General features: G+C 70.2%; 18 protein-coding genes and 1 tRNA gene. 12 read left to right on the top strand and 7 right to left on the bottom strand.

The features are described 5' to 3' along the window. Window positions 1–116 precede the first annotated feature (116 nt). Window positions 117–542 carry a hypothetical protein gene (locus ACZ5TL_RS10055; protein ID WP_468588896.1) on the bottom strand — a complete coding sequence of 142 codons (426 nt, stop codon included), beginning with the start codon at window positions 540–542 and terminating at the stop codon, window positions 117–119. Here ACZ5TL_RS10055 and ACZ5TL_RS10050 point away from each other — a divergent pair. From ACZ5TL_RS10050 to rdgB, 4 genes are all read left to right on the top strand, one after another. Then, entirely contained in the window at window positions 532–765 is a 234-nt protein-coding gene (locus ACZ5TL_RS10050) for a PTS sugar transporter subunit IIB (RefSeq protein ID WP_031140089.1), read from the top strand. The genes ACZ5TL_RS10055 and ACZ5TL_RS10050 overlap by 11 nt on opposite strands. Window positions 766–875: 110 nt before the next feature. Next, the gene (gene rph, locus ACZ5TL_RS10045) at window positions 876–1,613 is read left to right on the top strand and encodes a ribonuclease PH (RefSeq protein WP_468588895.1); all 738 of its coding nucleotides are present in this window, start codon (window positions 876–878) and stop codon (window positions 1,611–1,613) included. Between the two features lie 144 nt (window positions 1,614–1,757). Then, window positions 1,758–2,156: a hypothetical protein gene (locus ACZ5TL_RS10040; protein ID WP_468588894.1), complete on the top strand. Its 399-nt coding sequence runs from the start codon at window positions 1,758–1,760 to the stop codon at window positions 2,154–2,156. Window positions 2,157–2,298: 142 nt separating this feature from the next. Further along, on the top strand, window positions 2,299–2,901 hold the full coding sequence (rdgB, locus tag ACZ5TL_RS10035) for an RdgB/HAM1 family non-canonical purine NTP pyrophosphatase (RefSeq protein ID WP_468588893.1): 603 nt from the start codon (window positions 2,299–2,301) through the stop codon (window positions 2,899–2,901). Between the two features lie 62 nt (window positions 2,902–2,963). Here the strand turns inward: rdgB and ACZ5TL_RS10030 are convergent. The 4 genes from ACZ5TL_RS10030 to bcp all read right to left on the bottom strand — a co-directional run bounded on the left by ACZ5TL_RS10030 (window position 2,964) and on the right by bcp (window position 5,136). Further along, window positions 2,964–3,039: transfer RNA gene (locus tag ACZ5TL_RS10030), tRNA-Leu, on the bottom strand. 7 nt (window positions 3,040–3,046) lie between these two features. After that, window positions 3,047–3,847 carry an HNH endonuclease signature motif containing protein gene (locus ACZ5TL_RS10025; RefSeq protein WP_468589010.1) on the bottom strand — a complete coding sequence of 267 codons (801 nt, stop codon included), beginning with the start codon at window positions 3,845–3,847 and terminating at the stop codon, window positions 3,047–3,049. Window positions 3,848–3,903: 56 nt separating this feature from the next. Then, window positions 3,904–4,527 (bottom strand): HNH endonuclease signature motif containing protein, encoded by a 624-nt coding sequence (locus tag ACZ5TL_RS10020; protein ID WP_468588892.1) that lies wholly within the window; start codon window positions 4,525–4,527, stop codon window positions 3,904–3,906. A 141-nt stretch (window positions 4,528–4,668) separates the two neighbouring features. Next, the gene (gene bcp, locus ACZ5TL_RS10015) at window positions 4,669–5,136 is read right to left on the bottom strand and encodes a thioredoxin-dependent thiol peroxidase (protein WP_468588891.1); all 468 of its coding nucleotides are present in this window, start codon (window positions 5,134–5,136) and stop codon (window positions 4,669–4,671) included. A 96-nt stretch (window positions 5,137–5,232) separates the two neighbouring features. Here bcp and ACZ5TL_RS10010 point away from each other — a divergent pair, with 96 nt between their 5' ends. Beyond that, window positions 5,233–5,562, top strand: coding sequence for a DUF3618 domain-containing protein (locus ACZ5TL_RS10010; RefSeq protein ID WP_184984190.1), 330 nt, complete (start codon window positions 5,233–5,235; stop codon window positions 5,560–5,562). Between the two features lie 44 nt (window positions 5,563–5,606). Then, window positions 5,607–5,963, top strand: a complete 357-nt coding sequence (locus tag ACZ5TL_RS10005; RefSeq protein ID WP_010040015.1) for a GroES family chaperonin — start codon at window positions 5,607–5,609, stop codon at window positions 5,961–5,963. Between the two features lie 145 nt (window positions 5,964–6,108). On the opposite strand, the gene ACZ5TL_RS10000 is transcribed toward ACZ5TL_RS10005, so the two are convergent. Further along, a complete protein-coding gene (locus ACZ5TL_RS10000; RefSeq protein WP_468588890.1) occupies window positions 6,109–8,511 on the bottom strand; it encodes a transglycosylase domain-containing protein in 2,403 nt (800 codons plus the stop codon). A gap of 475 nt (window positions 8,512–8,986) precedes the next feature. On the opposite strand from ACZ5TL_RS10000, the gene ACZ5TL_RS09995 reads away from it, so the two are divergent. From ACZ5TL_RS09995 to ACZ5TL_RS09980, 4 genes are read left to right on the top strand one after another with little or no spacing between them, the layout of a single operon-like run. After that, the gene (locus tag ACZ5TL_RS09995) at window positions 8,987–9,787 is read left to right on the top strand and encodes an ABC transporter permease (RefSeq protein WP_468589009.1); all 801 of its coding nucleotides are present in this window, start codon (window positions 8,987–8,989) and stop codon (window positions 9,785–9,787) included. A 49-nt stretch (window positions 9,788–9,836) separates the two neighbouring features. Further along, complete coding sequence (locus ACZ5TL_RS09990; RefSeq protein WP_468589007.1) at window positions 9,837–10,601, top strand: ABC transporter permease; 765 nt, start codon at window positions 9,837–9,839, stop codon at window positions 10,599–10,601. Between the two features lies 1 nt (window position 10,602). Next, window positions 10,603–11,619, top strand: a complete 1,017-nt coding sequence (locus ACZ5TL_RS09985) for an ABC transporter ATP-binding protein (RefSeq protein WP_468588889.1) — start codon at window positions 10,603–10,605, stop codon at window positions 11,617–11,619. A 32-nt stretch (window positions 11,620–11,651) separates the two neighbouring features. Further along, complete coding sequence (locus ACZ5TL_RS09980) at window positions 11,652–12,377, top strand: DUF1707 SHOCT-like domain-containing protein (protein WP_468588888.1); 726 nt, start codon at window positions 11,652–11,654, stop codon at window positions 12,375–12,377. A 280-nt stretch (window positions 12,378–12,657) separates the two neighbouring features. Here the strand turns inward: ACZ5TL_RS09980 and ACZ5TL_RS09975 are convergent, their stop codons facing one another. Then, complete coding sequence (locus tag ACZ5TL_RS09975; protein ID WP_468588887.1) at window positions 12,658–13,989, bottom strand: SGNH/GDSL hydrolase family protein; 1,332 nt, start codon at window positions 13,987–13,989, stop codon at window positions 12,658–12,660. Window positions 13,990–14,154: 165 nt separating this feature from the next. Here ACZ5TL_RS09975 and ACZ5TL_RS09970 point away from each other — a divergent pair, with 165 nt between their 5' ends. Continuing rightward, window positions 14,155–15,525, top strand: coding sequence for a DUF445 domain-containing protein (locus ACZ5TL_RS09970; RefSeq protein WP_468588886.1), 1,371 nt, complete (start codon window positions 14,155–14,157; stop codon window positions 15,523–15,525). Between the two features lie 52 nt (window positions 15,526–15,577). Next, entirely contained in the window at window positions 15,578–17,116 is a 1,539-nt protein-coding gene (locus tag ACZ5TL_RS09965) for an MFS transporter (protein ID WP_468588885.1), read from the top strand. Window positions 17,117–17,224: the final 108 nt, after the last annotated feature.

Here is a 17,224-nt window from a genome sequence, read left to right as displayed (position 1 = left end):
TCAAAGAAAGGGGAGCGCGGTCTCCACCGCGCGACCTCCACCAGTGAGTGGTGTAGACCAGTTGTAGCACGGCAGGCCGAACGAGTGGAACCCGCCGATTCCGCCCGCCGCGACGATCACGCCGCGGCGCTGTCCTCGACGTCCTCCCCGGCCTCCCGCCCCCGGGCCCGCCCATCGAACGCCGTGATCGCGAACCGGAAGATCACATGGTGGAGGAGCCCGAACCCCGGCCCGACCGGAACGATCACCCACGGCCCGGTCGCCGGATTCCAGACGACGACGTAGACGATCAGCCCCGCCGGAAACCCCCAACCCGGCGCGCACCACCCGGCCCCCACCTCGGCACCCGCGGGCCGCCCGCACGCATACCAGCCCCCATTGTCGACGCGGGGCGGGCTCGTGGTGTAGACCAGTTGTTCGACGGTCGCGCGAACGTGACGCCACCACCCGGCACGCACCACACGAACGCTCGCGAAGACCGGCCAACTGTGGGTTACTGCGACAAAGCGGTTCGGATCAGGGAGAACGAAGATGGCCACCAAGGCTGAGAAGATCGTTGCCGGGCTCGGCGGCATCGACAACATCGAAGAGGTCGAAGGCTGCATCACCCGCCTGCGCACCGAGGTCGTCGACCCCGCCAAGGTCGACGAAACCGCCCTGAAGGCCGCCGGCGCCCACGGCGTCGTCAAAATGGGCACCGCCATCCAGGTCGTCATCGGCACCGACGCCGACCCCATCGCGGCGGAGATCGAAGACCTCATGTGAAGCGCCGGGATCGTCCCGGGCTTCACCCCCTGACGAACCCCGACCTCACCATCGGGGCCCCTCCCCACCGCGGGAGGGGCCCCTGCGCCGGTACGGATAGGCTCAGCGCCATGTCTCGAATCGACGGCCGCACCCCCCAGCAGCTCCGCCCCATCACCATCGAGCGCGGCTGGAGCAAGCACGCCGAAGGCTCCGTCCTCGTCTCCTTCGGCGACACCAAGGTCTTCTGCACCGCCTCCGTCACCGAAGGCGTCCCACGCTGGCGCAAGGGCAGCGGCGAAGGCTGGGTCACCGCCGAATACTCCATGCTCCCCCGCTCCACCAACACCCGCGGCGACCGCGAGTCCGTCCGAGGCCGCATCGGCGGCCGCACCCACGAGATCAGCCGCCTCATCGGCCGCTCCCTCCGCGCCGTCATCGACTACAAAGCCCTCGGCGAGAACACCATCGTCCTCGACTGCGACGTCCTCCAAGCCGACGGCGGCACCCGCACCGCCGCCATCACCGGCGCCTACGTCGCCCTCGCCGACGCCGTCGCCTGGGCCCAGCGCAAGAAACTGATCAAGGCCGGCCGCCAGCCCCTCACCGGCACCGTCTCCGCCGTCTCCGTCGGCATCGTCGGAGGCATCCCCCTCCTCGACCTCTGCTACGAAGAAGACGTCAAAGCCGACACCGACATGAACGTCGTCTGCACCGGCGACGGCCGCTTCGTCGAGGTCCAGGGCACCGCCGAAGCCGAACCCTTCGCCCGCGACGAACTCAACGCCCTCCTCGACCTCGCCGTCACCGGCTGCACCGACCTCGCCGCCCACCAGCGCACCGCACTCGACACGACCCTCGTAAAGTAAAAGGCACACCAAAACGAGTGCTCGGCACGGGCAACCGCGCCGGGCGCACTCGCGTCTGAAGAGATACGGGCGCACGGCTCATCCCTGTGCGCCCGGCCAGCCGCACGGGCCCGACCGGCCCGGCCGAACGAGAGGGACCGCTCCATGGCCGCGAGCCGCCGACGCCGCACCGCAGCCGTCGCCGCCACCCTGGCGGCCGTCGCGCTGACCACCGGACTCACCACCGGCTGCGCCGCCGTCGACAAGGCACTGGACTGCGTCCAGACCGCCGACGCCATCGCCGACAGCGTCACGGAACTCCAGCAGGCCGTGGACAACGCCGCGGGCGACCCCACGCAACTCGACGAGTCCCTCGACTCCATCGACAAGAACCTCGGCCAGATCGGCGACAAGACCGACAACGCGGACGTCAGCAAGGCCGTTGACGACCTCAACAAGGCCGTCGACAACGTCCGCACCTCCATCAAGAACGGCGACGAGACGCCCGACATCAGCCCGGTCACGGACGCGGCCGGCGAACTGACCAAGGTCTGCACGCCGTAGCGCTGCGCGGGCTGGGCCGGGCTGCTCGTCCGCCCGGTTCTTCAGGTGGCCGACTGCGGGCCCGTCGTGGCCGCTCGCGCAGTTCCCCGCGCCCCTTACGGGGCGCGTCCCTCGGCGACGGAAGGGCCATACTGTGGTGCCCATGACCCGCCTGATCCTCGCCACCCGCAACGCCGGAAAGATCACCGAACTCCGGGCGATCCTCGCCGAAGCCGGACTGTCCCACGACCTCGTCGGCGCCGACGCCTACCCCGACATCCCCGACGTCAAGGAAACCGGCGTCACCTTCGCGGAGAACGCCCTCCTGAAGGCCCACGCCCTCGCCCGGGCCACCGGCCTCCCCGCCGTTGCCGACGACTCCGGCCTCTGCGTCGACGTCCTGAACGGCGCCCCGGGCATCCTCTCCGCCCGCTGGTCCGGCCGCCACGGCGACGACAAGGCCAACTTGGACCTGTTGCTCGCCCAGCTCTCGGACATCGCCGACGAACACCGTGGCGCCCACTTCGCCTGCGCGGCGGCGCTGGCCCTGCCGGACGGCAGGGAGCGGGTGGTCGAGGGACAGTTGAGAGGTGTCCTGCGTCACGAGCCGGCGGGTTCGGGCGGCTTCGGCTACGACCCGATCCTCCAGCCGGAGGGCGAGACCCGAACCTGCGCGGAACTGACTCCGCAGGAGAAGAACGCGATCAGCCACCGAGGGAAGGCGTTCCGGGCGCTGGTGCCGGTGGTGCGGGAGCTGTTGGGCTGAGGACTTGAGCCACGTAAGCCGAGGGGCGCGGCACCGCGATGGTGCTGCGCCCCTATTGGCGGTGGGCCCGGTGGGACTCGAACCCACGACACACCGGACCTAAACCGGCGCCCTCTTGGCCAGCTGGGGTACGGACCCGTCGCGGTTACTGTACTGGGCCCAGAGCGGTGACGCCGCGGCGAGGTCGAGAGTGGGTCTGCGTCTGACTGTGGCAGGAGGGGCACAGGTATCGCAGGTTCTCGATCCGGTTGTCCAGACGATCGCCGTTGACGTGGTCGAGTTCCAGAACGAGCCTTCTCCCCTGCCAGTTCCCTCCTGTGCCGCATTCGTTGCACGCGTGAGGCACGCCGAGGTCGTCGAGGGCTCGTCTGAGGAGGGCAGTCTGAGTGCGTGGAGAACCTGGAGCAAGCCTCACCAAGATCTGGGCCGCAGGCCTGCGTCGTGGGGATGGCGTGCCCTGGAAGTGACCTTGCCCTGTGAAATGGGCGGTCGAAAGACCGTAGGATTCGATGCTGCGTTTGACCTTTGCGCGCCCGGAACCGCCCTGAGGGGAGAGGCCGAGCTTTCGCATCACTCCGGCCAGGCTATGCGATTCGGCGACGGCTCGTGTGATGTCGTTGCGTGGAAAGAGAGCCCCTGAGCGGTTGCCGCATCTTCCGGTGAAGTGCGAGGTGTCGATGTGGAACTTGTCCAGCTTGCTCCTGATGTAGCCATACGGGCTGTCGCGTGGAGACAGCCCCATGTACTCCACCATCTCCCTGATGCTGGTTGACTGAGCGGCGGCTTCTCTGAGGAGCTCTTTCGGATAGCTGCGCCGTTCGCGGTGCGGCAGAGGCTCCTCGCGAAAGTGTGAAGTGTCGATGCCGTAGTGCTGTAGCCGCTTGCTGAGGTAGCGGCGAGGACCGCTCCCCATCGGAGCGTTCAGCCTGCGCATCAGGTCGACCATGCTGGCGGCTTCGACGGCAGTGCGGGTCAGCAACTCTCGGGTGTACCTCGGCGTGCTCACGCGGCCGCCCTCCGCCTGCGACCCCGGTATGTGTCCGTTACCGCATGGCAGTTGGGGCAGAGCAGCTGGAGGTTTCCCGGACGGTTGTCCCACCAGTCGCCGTTGATGTGGTCGACCTCCAGCCGGAGGGGCTTGTCGTTCCACGAGGGGCCGGTGCCGCACATTGCACAGCTCTCCGGGACGCCGAGGCCCAGTAGATGCCGAAGCAGTCGACTTCCCGGGATTCGGCCGGCTTGAGGTGTCCCAAGGCAGAGCAGATCGCCACCGGAGCGCTTTGTCCTGGGCGGCGATGTCACGAAGTGGGACGTGTCGATGCCCAGCGCTGCGATGCGGCGGCTGACATGCGTGTGGTTGCCACCGACCGGGCTGATGTCCAGGCGGCGAAGCACTTCCTTGACGCTGGACGACACCGCCACCACCTCTCGGAGTCTCTCCTCGGTGTGGCGTGCCCACCGTGCCGGGAAGTGTGAGACATCCACCCCGGCCTCGGCCATCTTCCGGCGCAGATAGCGTCTGCTGCCAGGTGTGGGTGTGCCTCCGCACCACCGTACGGCGTCGTCCCAGTTGACGGTCGCCCGCGCTGCTTCTTCGAGAAGCTCGCGGGTGTACCTGGCCCCCATCGTTGCCTCCGATCTCGACCGCCCGTTCGCGGCCTCGCACGGAGTAACGAACCGTATATCGGACAGTCACGCCCGAAAAGCGGAGCGGCTCGTACCGGAGTTCTGCCGGTGCGAGCCGCTCGCGGAGGGAACAGCGGGGTCTCAGATCCCCAGGTCCTTGATGATCTTGGCCACGTGGCCCGTCGCCTTGACGTTGTACAGGGCCCGTTCGACCTTGCCGTCCTCGTCCACGATCACCGTGGAGCGGATGACGCCGACGACCGTCTTGCCGTAGAGCTTCTTCTCGCCGAAGGCACCGTAGGACTCCAGGACCTGCTTGTCCGGGTCGGCGAGGAGGGTGACCTTGAGGGACTCCTTGTCGCGGAACCTGGCCAGCTTCTCCGGCTTGTCGGGGGAGATGCCGATGACCTCGTAGCCCGCGCCCGTCAGCAGCTCCAGGTTGTCCGTGAAGTCACAGGCCTGCTTGGTGCAGCCGGGGGTGAGGGCGGCCGGGTAGAAGTACACGATGACCTTGCGGCCCTTGTAGTCCGACAGGGACACCTCGGTGCCGTCGGCGTCGGGCAGGGTGAAGGCGGGGGCCATGTCCCCCGGCTGGAGTCGCTCGCTCATCTGGCCAGCGTAACCGGGGGTCGAGGCGGTGCGATGAGCCGTGGAGCTGACAGACTGTCCGGCACAGGCTTCATACCGACTTCGAAAGGCGACACGGTGGCGGACACGGCGGACACCAGGACCCCGGCGCAGATCGAGGCGGACATCAGGCGCCGCCGCGCGACCCTGGCCGAGACCCTCGACGAGATCGGGGTGCGGGTGCACCCGAAGACGATCGTCGGGGATGCCAAGGCCAAGGTCGCCTCGAACATCGACCACACCCTCGGGCGGGCCTACGTGGGGGTCAACCGGGCCGTCACCGATGTGCGCGCCAGGTTCGTGGACGAGGACGGCGCGCCGCGGCTGGAGCGGGTCGTGCCGGTCGCGCTCGTCGTGGTCGGAGTGGTGGGGCTGCTCGCGGTGAGCACGCGGCGCCGCAAGGGCTGACCCGACTGCGTGCGCCGGCCGGGAAGACAGGTAGGTTTCAGGGCGTGAGCGCCAAGAGAAACGAGCACAGCACCCATCCCGACAAGCTGCCCATCCGGATGCTGCACGATCGCGTACTCGTGCGGCAGGACACCAGCGAGGGCGAGCGGCGTTCCGGCGGCGGCATCCTGATCCCCGCCACGGCGGCGGTCGGCCGGCGGCTGGCGTGGGCCGAGGTCGTCGCGGTGGGGCAGAACGTGCGGACGGTGGAGCCGGGCGACCGGGTTCTGTTCGATCCGGAGGACCGTGCCGAGGTCGAGGTGCGGGGTATCGCGTACGTGCTCATGCGCGAGCGCGATCTGCATGCCGTGGCCGCGGACCGGTTCGAGGGGTCGGAGGACTCGACGGGTCTCTACCTGTAGGTCCTTGGGTCCGGTTGCAGCAGGAGTGGGAAGGGGCCGGTGACGGTGGTCACCGGCCCCTCTTCGTGCTGCTGGTCGCCGTGGTGCGGTTGACGGCGGCCTCGGGTCACCGGGCTGCCGGGTCGCCGGGTCGTCGGTCGCCGGGCTATTCGCGGCGCGTGGTCTGCGGGACCACGCCCCACTCGGGGCCGGTCGGGCCGCCGGTGGTGCCGCCGTCGCCGGTGTCGCCGCCGCCTCCGGTGTTGGCGCCGCCGGTGGTGCCGCCGTCGGTGGTCGTGCCGCCGTCCCCGGTCCCGCCGTCCGCGGTGCCGCCGCCGGTCGGGGACTCGCCGCCCGTGCTGCCGTCGGTGGTGCCGCCGTCGGTCTGGCCCTGGTTCTGCCCGTCGGGCGCGCTCGGGGTCTGGCCGGGCGTCTCGGTGCCGGTGTCCTGGCCGCCGGTGGAGGTGCTGCCGTCGTCGGTGGTGGCCTCGTCGGTGGGGTCGGAGGGGGCCTCGGTACCGGGGGCCTGGGGGATGTCGGAGCCGGGCTGGAGCCTCAGGTCGAAGTCCTTGACCGGCTGGTCCTTGAGGGCGTCGCGGGTGAACTGGGCCCAGATCTCCGCGGGCGGTCCGCCGCCGTTGATGCGCGGCAGGCCCATGGCGTTGTACAGCGGTTTCTGGGCGGCGGTGACCGGGTCCTGGCCCATGACGGCGACGACGGTGGCGAGGTCGGGTGTGTAGCCGGCGAACCAGGCCGCCTTGTCCTCCTCTGCGGTGCCGGTCTTGCCGGCGGCGGGACGGCCCGCGGCCTGGGCGGCGGCGGCCGTGCCGTTCTGGACGACGCTCTGCAGGACGGAGGTGGTGGTGTCGGCGGCCTCGCGGCTCACGGCCTGCCGGGTGGGCCGGTCGGGCAGGTCGATCGGGGTGCCTTCCTTGGCGACCTTCTCGACGATCGTGTAGGAGCCGTGCCGGCCGTGGTTGGCGAGTGTGGCGTAGGCCTCGGCCATGTCGAGGACGCTGGCGGTGGCCGTGCCGAGGGCGATGGCGGGTCCGTCGGCGAGGTCGGGGGTGGCGGCGGGGATGCCGAGGTCGATGGCGGTCTGCTTGACCTTCTGGGGGCCGACGTCGGCGGCCATCTGCGCGTACACCGAGTTCACGGACTTGTCGGTGGCCTCGGTGACGGTGACGTCGCCGTAGGAGACCTGGTCCTCGTTCTCGGGGGCGTAGGGGTCGCCGGCCCAGCCCTGGACGGGGCGCTGGTTGGTGCCGTCGTAGATCGTGTTGGGGGTGATGACGCGGCCGTCCTGCGTCTCGGAGCCGTTCTCGACGGCGGAGGTGAACACGAAGGGCTTGAAGGTGGAGCCGACCTGGAAGTCCCTGCGGGTGGCGTTCGGGGTGTACTGCTTGACGTAGTCGATGCCGTTGTACATCGCCACGACCTTGCCGGTCTTCGGGTCGACGGCGGCGCCGCCCGCGCGGACGTAGCGGTCGACCTTGTTGTTCTTCTTGTCCAGCTTGGACATCAGCTTGTCGTTGACGGCCTTCACGAAGGCGTCCTGCTTGGGCTTCTGCAGGGTCGTCGTGATGCGGTAGCCGCCGGCGTCGAGCTGGTTCTCCTCGATGATCTCGTTCTGGATCAGGTAGTCCTTGACGGTCCGGACGATGTAGCCGCGCTGCCCGGACATGCCGGTGGAGAGGGTGGACTCCTTCGGTACCGGGAACTTCATGCCGGTCCGCTTCGACTCGCTGAGCCAGCCCTTCTTGACCATGCCGTCCAGGACGTAGTTCCAGCGGGACTCGGCGGCCTTGCGGTTCTCGGGGTGGGCGACGACGTCGAACTGGCTGGGGGCGTTGACGAGCGCGGCGAGGTAGGCGGCGCGGGCCGGGTCGAGGTCCTTGGCGTCCATGCCGTAGTAGGCCTGGGCGGCGGCCTGGATGCCGTAGGCGTTGCGGCCGAAGTAGCTGGTGTTGAGGTAGCCCTCGAGGATGTGGCCCTTGCTCACCTCGCGGTCCAGCTTGATCGCGATGAAGAACTCCTTGGCCTTGCGGGTGACGGTCTGCTCCTGGCGCAGGTAGTAGTTCTTCACGTACTGCTGCGTGATGGTGGAGCCGGACTGCTTGCCCTTGCCGAGGGCGGTGTTCCAGGCGGCGCGGACCATGGCCTTGGGGTCGACGGCGGACTCGGTGTAGAAGTCGCGGTCCTCGGCGGCCAGGATGGCGTGCTGGGCGTCCTTGGAGATCTGCGGGAGGGTGACGTTCTCGCGGTTGACCTCGCCGTCGCGGGCGATCACGGAGCCGTCCGCGTACAGGTAGACGTTGGCCTGCTTGGTGGCGAGTGCGTTGGCCGGCGGGATCTTCACCACGGAGTAGCCGAGGAAGAAGCCGCCGACCAGGAGCAGGGCGGTGACGAGGAAGGCGCCCAGTGTCATGCGCCAGGTCGGGATCATGCGGCGCCAGCCGGTCCGCTTGGGTTTCCCGGCTGCCTGGGGCGTGCCGGGGCCGCCGTCCGGCTGCGGCTCACTCGATGCCCAGCCCGGGTTCGGCTGCTGCGGCTGAGGCTCGTCACTCATGCGTGCACGGACTCCTGTTTCGCGTCGTACGTCGTTCCCGTACGTCTCTGCTCGCTCTTGTGCCCCTGTGATGAAGACTGTCCCATCCGGCGATCAGTTCCCTGATCGAGGGCCGTGTCGCGAGTCGTGGGGCGGGACGGGCGGTGTGCGGGTGAGCGCGTGGACGGGCACAGGGTGAACCGCGCTGTTCCGCACGCCTGCCCGAATCGCGGTCTCCAACGCGACATTCGCCCGAAGGGGGACACGACCGTGGGTGCGACGGCTCGTGCGCTCCGTCCTGGCCGGCTCCGCCGCCCTGCTGCTCGCCCTGGCCACGGGCGCCTGGGCCCACGCGGACGCAACGGATCGTACCGTCTGGGCCGGTGCGCACTCGCCCGCAGCGCCTCTGCCGCGCCTCGAAATTGCGTGGCGGGAGCGATCTTCGGGCCAGTAGGCTCCTGCGCTTCGGTGCCGGGCGGCGAGGAGGGCTGTGGATGTGGGCTCGGGACGGTTGTACGCGGCCGTCGCGGCGGGGGGTTTCCGGCGGTACGCGACGTATCGGGTGGCCACGGTGGCCGGGGTGTTCACCAACACGGTCTTCGGCGTCATCCTCGTCTACACGTATCTGGCGCTGTGGGAGGAGAAGCCGCATCTCGGGGGGTACGACCAGGCGCAGGCCGTGACCTATGTGTGGCTGGGGCAGTGTCTCTTCGCGACTCTGGCGATCCAGGGCGGGGGCGCCGAGAAGGATCTGATGGAGCGCATCCGCACCGGTGAGATCGCCGTCGATCTGTACCGGCCGGCCGATCTGCAGCTGTGGTGGCTGGCGGGTGACGTGGGGCGGGCGTTGTTCCAGATGCTGGGGCGGGGGGTGATCCCGTTCGTGTTCGGCGCGGTGTTCTTCCCCATGGCGCTGCCGACGGACGTCACCGTGTGGGCGGCCTTCGCGGTCACGCTGCTGCTGGCGGCGGTGGTGAGCTTCGCGATCCGCTACCTGGCGGCCCTGAGCGCGTTCTGGCTGATGGACGGCATGGGCGTCAACCAGGTCATGGTGGTCACGGGGATCTTCTTCTCGGGCATGGTGCTGCCGCTGAACGCCTTCCCGGGCGCGTTCGGCGAGGTGGTGCGGGTGCTGCCGTGGGCGGCGCAGATCCAGATGCCGGCGGATGTGCTGATGGGGGAGACGGATCCGCTGCGGGCGTTCGCCTTCCAGGCGGCGTGGGCGGTGGCGCTGCTGGCAGTGGGGCGGCTGGTGCAGTCGGCCGCGACGCGCCGGGTGGTGGTGCAGGGTGGGTGAGCGCGGTGCTGTGGCCGAGGGGCTGCGGGCCTACCGGCTGATCGCGGGGATGTGGGTGCGGTCCAGCATGACCTACCGCGCCTCGTTCGTGGTCACGGTGTTCGGCAACCTGATGGTGACCGGTCTGGACTTCGTGGGGATCCTGCTGATGTTCTCGCAGGTCGACTCGCTGGGCGGCTGGTCGCTGTCCGAGGTCGCCTTCCTGTACGGGCTGTCGGTGACCGCGTTCGGGATCGCCGACCTGGCGCTCGGCTCGATGGACGTGCTGGGCGCCCGGATGCGTGACGGCTCGTTCGACACGCTGCTGGTGCGTCCCGCGCCGGTGCTCGCCCAGGTGGGCGCGGACCGGTTCGCACTGCGGCGGCTGGGCCGGGTCACGCAGGGTGCGGTGGTGCTGGGCTGGGCGCTGGTGTCGGTGGACGTCGACTGGAGCGTGCCGAAGGTGCTGCTGGTGCCGGTGATGGTGGTCAGCGGGGCGGCGATCTTCTCGGCGGTGTTCGTGGCGGGCGCGGCCTTCCAGATCTTCGCGCAGGACGCCGCCGAGGTACAGAACGCGTTCACCTACGGCGGGACGACGCTGTTGCAGTATCCGCCGACGGTGTTCGGGAAGGACCTGGTGCGGGGTGTGACCTTCATGCTGCCGCTGGCCTTCGTCAACTGGGTGCCCGCCGCGTATGTGCTGGGGCGGCCGTACCCGATCGGGCTGCCCGGGTGGGCGGCGTTCGCGTCGCCGCTGGTGGCGTTGGCCTGTTGTGTGCTGGCGGGGGCGGCGTGGCGGACGGGGCTTCGTTCGTACCGGAGTACAGGGAGTTGAGTTGACCGGTTCGGAAAGCGGGTTCATCGAACTCGACGGTGTGGAGAAGGTCTTCGAGGTGCGCAGGAAGACCGGCTTCATGAAGCGGGAGCGGCGGCGGGTGCGGGCGGTCGACTCGATCTCCTTCCGCGTGGAGCGCGGCGAGATGGTCGGCTACATCGGCCCGAACGGCGCCGGCAAGTCGACCACGATCAAGATGCTGACCGGCATCCTCACGCCGAGCGCGGGTCGGCTCCGGGTGGCCGGTATCGATCCCTCCCGGGAGCGGACCCGGCTCGCGCACCGCATCGGGGTGGTGTTCGGGCAGCGGACGACCTTGTGGTGGGACCTGCCGCTGATCGACTCCTACCGGCTGATGCACCGCATGTACCGCATCCCGGACGCCCGTTACCGCGAGAACCTCGACCGGCTCGTCGAACTCCTCGACCTGGGCGACCTGCTGGACGTGCCGGTACGGCAACTCTCGCTCGGCCAGCGGATGCGCGGGGACATCGTGGCGGCGCTGCTGCACGACCCGGAGGTGCTGTACCTCGACGAGCCGACCATCGGGCTGGACGTCGTCTCCAAGTCGAAGGTGCGGGAGTTCCTGCGGGAGTTGAACGCCGAGCGCGGGACGACGGTGCTGCTGACCACGCACGACCTGCAGGACATCGAGCAGTTGTGCAAGCGGGTGATGGTCATCGACCACGGGCGGCTGATGTACGACGGGCCGCTCGCAGGGCTGCACGAGGTGGGGGAGAGCGAGCGGATCCTGGTCGTGGACCTGGAGCGGGAGCTGCCGCCGATCGAGGCGCCGGAGCCGGCGCGGGTGGTCCGGGTGGACGGGCCGCGGCAGTGGCTGGCGTTCCCGGCGGGGCAGTCGGCGGCTCCGCTGGTGGCGCGGATCGCGGCGGAGTATCCGCTGGTCGACCTGTCGGTGCGGGAGCCGGACATCGAGGCGGTGATCGCCAGGATGCTGCACACCTTGGGGGAGGCCCCCGAACCGCCGCCCGAGCGGGCCGAGCGGGCGGTCTCGTAGCCCGCGGCGGGGTGAACTCGTAATCTGCTGTCATGACCGACGACGCAGTCCCGGACCTCCGTGCCTCCGACGCCGACCGTGAGCGGGTCGCCGGCATCCTGCGGGACGCTCTCGCGGAGGGCCGTCTCGACATGGAGGAGTTCGAGGAGCGGCTGGACGCGACGTACCAGGCGCGGACGTACGGGGAGCTGGCGCCGCTCACCCGGGATCTGCCGGCCGCGGGTGTCGCGGCGCCGGTGGTGTCGCTGAACAAGGAGCCGGACGCGGGTTCGGACTGGTCCGGGCGGATCGTCGGCGGTGAGGGAGCCTCGACGTGGGCCGTCGCCGTGATGTCCGCCTTCCAGCGCAAAGGACACTGGACGATGCCCCGGCGGTTCACCTGCTTCGCCTTCTGGGGCGGCGGGGAGATCGATCTGCGCGAGGCGAACTTCGCGGACCGCGAGGTCGAGGTCAACGCGATCGCGATCATGGGCGGGGTGGATGTGATCGTCCCGCCCGGGGTCGAGGTCGTGGTCCGCGGCATCGGCGTCATGGGTGGCTTCGACCACCGCGAGGAGGGGGTGCCGGGTGAGCCGGGCGCACCGCGCGTGGTGGTGACGGGGTTCGCGTTGTGGGGCGGGGTCGGGGTCCAGCGCAAGCTGACGCGGGCGCAGAAGCTCCGGATCCGGGAGGAGCGGCGGCAGGAGGAGCTGGAGCGGAAGGCGGGGCGGGGGGAGCTGGGCGAGTCCCGCCGCCGGGAGGGGCGCGGGGAGCACTGAGGCTGCCTGTCTCCCGGCCTGTCTCCCGGTCTGCCCGCGCGCCGCCCGCCGCCCGCCGCCGTCCGCGGGCATCCGTGCAGCCAGGGGCGGCACGGGTGGGGCGATGGGGCCCCTGCTCTACGGAGGCCGAGAGCTCGGGGGAGACACCCCGCGGCACCCCGCGGCACACTGCCGCGCCGGGGCGCACCCCCGGCGCCTCACCACCGGGCAACAGCCGCCGGAACTACAGCTCCGCCGGGGCGCACCCCGGCGCCTCACCACCGGGCAACAGCCGCCGGAACTACAGCTCCGCCGGCGCCGACCCCTTCAGCGTCTCCAGGTCGAAGGACTCCGCCATCCTGGCGTATCCGGCGTCGCTGGGGTGCAGATGGTCTCCCGAGTCGTAGACCGGCCGCAGGCGACGCGGGTCGTACGGGTCCCGCAGGGCCTGGTCGAAGTCGGCGACCGCGTCGAACACCCGCCCCGAGCGGATCTCCGCGTTGATGGTCTGCCGTACCGCCTCCCGCGCCTCCGTGTACCCGCGGTGCCCGTAGAACGGCATCAGCGTCGCGCCGACGACCTTCACGCCTCGGGCGTGCGCCTGATCCACCATCGTCCGCAGTCCGCCGAGGATCGCGTTCGGGTCGGCGAGCCGCGGGTTGCGCAGGATGTCGTTGACGCCGAGGTCGATGACGACGACCTTGACGTTCGTCCGCTCCAGCACGTCCCGCGCGAAGCGGTTCAGCCCGCTGGGGTTGTCCGCGGGGCGCCCCAGCCCGTCGGCCAGGATCTGGTTGCCGCTGATGCCCTGGTTGACGACGCCGTAGCGCGGCAGGTCCCGCCCGGCCGCGATCTCCGCGCGTAGCCGGTCGGAGAGCACGTCGGTCCACCGGCTGTTGGTGCCCGGGGTGGAGGTGATGCCGTCGGTCAGCGAGTCGCCGAGGGCGACGACCGTCCCGTCGGACTCGTTACTCAGCACGTCCAGCGCCGTCAGGTACCGCCACGATCCGGTGCGTTCGGTGTACGGCGCGCCCGTCGCGTCCTGCGTGTGGTCGCCCTGGGCGACGTAGGAGATCTGCCGGGCGTGCCGGTGGTACGTCACCGGGCCGGAGCTGGTCGGCGTGTACGTGGTGATCAGGATGTCCGCGTCGTGCGGGATGACGATCCGCACCGCGTCGCTCAGCACCTGCCCGCCGGGCGGGACGACCACCCTCGGCCCGCCGTTGAAGGTCAGCTGCCGCATGGTGTCCATGACCGCCGCGGGCGTCCCGCTGCCGGCGGCGACCGCGATGGAGGCCTGCGTGATGCTCAGCGGCGACTGGCCGTAGAGATTGGACAGCGTCACGCGGGCACTCGTACCGCCGACGCTGGTGTGGACGACGTTGCGCACGGAGCGGTCCGCCATGCCGGTCCTCTCGGTGCCGGGCTCGGCGCCGGCCGGGGACGCCGACCAGGTGCCGACCCAGGTGCCGGTGGAGGCGGGGGCGGCGTTGTTCGGGACACGGCCGTCGCCGAGGGCGTTCCGGTTTCTCGTACCGTCGTCGGACGCCACTCCGACGTATATGGCGGTGGAAAGGGCCACGATGGCTGCGACCAGCCCGGCCAGAAGGGCGTAACCACGACCCCGGGTCATGCTGTGTAGTTCTCCTCGGGCGATGGGAGCCCAAGGCTCCGATCTGATGTGCCCATGATGCGTCATGGGCAGGGGGGATGTGCACGGGCCCCCGTCGCAATACCCCCTCCCGGCAGACGCCGGGAACTCCTGTTCCGTTCCAGGAGTCGGTCAGGAAGGGACAATGTGTGCGGGATCACCGAGCGGGTGGAGCGGATGGAACGGACGAAAGCAGAAGAAAAGGGCGTCGCCGGAGGGCAGCATGCCCGCCCCGGCGTCGCCGTGAACCGTGCGATGACGACCTTCAGCCCGGCGGACGAGGAGAAACAGCGCGGCGTACGCCGCATGAAACTCACCGCCACCGGGCTTCTGGTGTTCGTCGCCCTGGTCTACGTCCTCGCCAAGTGGGCCCAGAACTCCGGCGCCGGCCCCTGGGCGGGCTATGTCGCCGCCGCCGCCGAGGCGGGCATGGTCGGCGCGCTCGCCGACTGGTTCGCCGTCACCGCCCTCTTCCGCCACCCCCTCGGCATCCCCATCCCGCACACCGCGATCATCCCCACCAAGAAGGACCAGCTCGGCGTCTCCCTGGGTGAGTTCGTCGGGGAGAACTTCCTCTCCGAGGACGTCGTACGCCAGCGGCTGCGCGCCGTCGGCATCGGCAGCCGCCTCGGCGCCTGGCTCGCCGTCCCCGACCACGCCGACCGGGTCACGGCCGAACTGTCCACCGCCCTGCGGGGCGCCCTGACGGTCCTGCGCGACTCCGACGTCCAGGCCGTGGTCGGCGAGGCCATCACCCGCCGCGCGAACGCCCAGGAGATCGGCCCCGGCATCGGCAAGATGCTGGAGAAGGTCGTCGCCGACGGCGGCCACCGGCGGGTCGTCGACCTGGTCGTCAACCGCGCCCACGACTGGCTCGTGCTGCACAGCGACTCCGTGATGGACGCCGTGCAGGGCGGTGCCCCCGGCTGGACCCCGAGGTTCGTCGACAAGAAGGTCGGCGAGCGCGTCTACAAGGAACTGCTGCGCTTCGTCACCGAGATGCGCGACATGCCCGCCCACCCCGCGCGCGGCGCCCTCGACCGATTCCTCACCGACTTCGCCTCCGACCTCCAGTCCGACACCGACACCCGCGCCCGCGTCGAGCGGCTCAAGGGCGAGGTGCTGGGCCGCGGCGAGGTGCAGGACCTCATCGCCAGCGCCTGGACGGCCGTACGGTCCATGATCGTCGCGGCGGCCGAGGACGAGCGCAGCGAACTGCGGCTGCGCGTGCGGGCGTCGCTGCTGTCGCTGGGTTCCCGGATGGCGGCCGAACGCAAGGTGCAGGACAAGGTCGACGGGTGGGTGGAGGGCGCGGCCGTCTACGTCGTCACCACCTACCGCAAGGAGATCACCTCCCTGATCACGGACACGGTGGCGGGCTGGGACGCCGAGCACACCACGCGGAAGATCGAGGCGAACATCGGCCGTGACCTGCAGTTCATCCGCATCAACGGCACGGTCGTCGGCTCGCTGGCCGGCCTGCTGATCTACACGGTGTCGCACGCGCTCGGGGCGTAGGAGAACTTGCCCGGGGCACCCGATCCGGGTTCGCCCGACGGGGAGGGAGCCCATGACCACCGCGCAGGCCGGCACCGGCCGGACCATGACCACGAACATTCCCGCCCGCCTCGACCGCCTCCCGTGGTCGCGCTGGCACTGGACGATCGTCATCGGTCTCGGCACCGTGTGGATCCTCGACGGTCTCGAAGTCACCCTCGTGGGCACCATCGCGAGCCGCCTGTCGGAACCCGGCAGCGGCCTGCCCATCACCTCCGGCGAGGTCACCGGCCTCGCGGCCGCCCTCTACGTGGCGGGCGCCTGCTCCGGCGCACTGTTCTGGGGCCGCCTGACCGACACCTGGGGGCGTAAAAAACTCTTCATGATCACCCTCGCGGTGTATCTGGCGGCCACCGCCCTCACCGCGGTCGCCTTCGACACCTGGTGGTTCTTCCTCTTCCGCTTCCTCACCGGCTTCGGCATCGGCGGCGAGTACGCGGCCATCAACTCCGCGATCGACGAACTGATCCCCAAGGAGTACCGCGGCCGTGTCGACCTGATGATCAACGGCAGCTTCTGGCTGGGCGCGGTCTTCGGCTCGCTGCTGTCGATCGTCGCGCTGGACACCGACATCTTCGCCGCGAACGTCGGCTGGCGCCTGACCTTCGCGCTCGGCGCGGTCCTGGCCCTGGTCATCCTCCTCGTACGCCGGCACGTCCCGGAGAGCCCCCGCTGGCTGCTCATCCACGGCCGTGACGACGAGGCGGAACGCATCGTCTCCTCCATCGAGCAGGAGATCGAACGGGAGAACGGCACACCGCTGCCGCCCGCGCAGGGCGAACTCACCATCCACCAGCGCCGCGGCGTCTCCTTCCTGGAGATCGGCCGCACGGTCTTCTCCGCCTACCGCAGGCGGGCCGTCCTCGGCTTCTCCCTCTTCATCGGCCAGGCCTTCCTCTACAACGCGATCACCTTCGGCTTCGGCGCGATCCTGACCACGTTCTTCGACGTCCCGAGCGGCAGCACCGGCTACTACTTCGCGGTCATCGCGCTCGGCAACTTCTGCGGCCCGCTGCTGCTGGGCAAGCTCTTCGACACGGTCGGCCGCCGCGTGATGATCTCGGGCACCTACATGCTGTCCGGCCTGCTCCTCTTCGGCACGGCCTGGCTCTTCGACCAGGGCTCCCTGAGCGCGACCACGATGACGGCGTGCTGGTGCGCGGTCCTCTTCTTCGCCTCGGCCGGCGCCTCCAGCGCCTACCTGACGGTCTCCGAGGTCTTCCCCATGGAGACCCGGGCGATGTCGATCGCCTTCTTCTACGCCATCGGCACCGCCGCCGGCGGCATCAGCGGCCCGCTCCTCTTCGCCGAGCTCACGGCATCCGGCGTCGTCGGCGACACGGTCCTCGCCTTCTCGATCGGCGCGACGCTGATGTTCCTGGCGGGCCTGGTGGCGGCCCTCCTCGCCGTGAAGGCGGAACGCCGCTCCCTGGAGGACATCGCCCAGCCGCTGTCGGCGGCGGAGCAGCAGCAGCCGCGGCCGACGCCGGGCGGCGACGGCCCTGACGCGGAGGGGCCGGGCTCCCAGGGGTCCAGGGCGGCGACGGCGTAGGGGGTGCGCGGAGGGCTGGGCTGTGGGGGGGGGGGGGGGGGGGGGGGGGGGGGGGGGGGGGGGGAAGAAAAAAGGGCGGGGAGAGGGGGGGAGGAGGAAGTGACGGGG

The sequence above is a fragment of the Streptomyces sp. NPDC033136 genome, from assembly GCF_055578235.1.
This window is presented reverse-complemented; position numbering and strand designations above follow the sequence as displayed.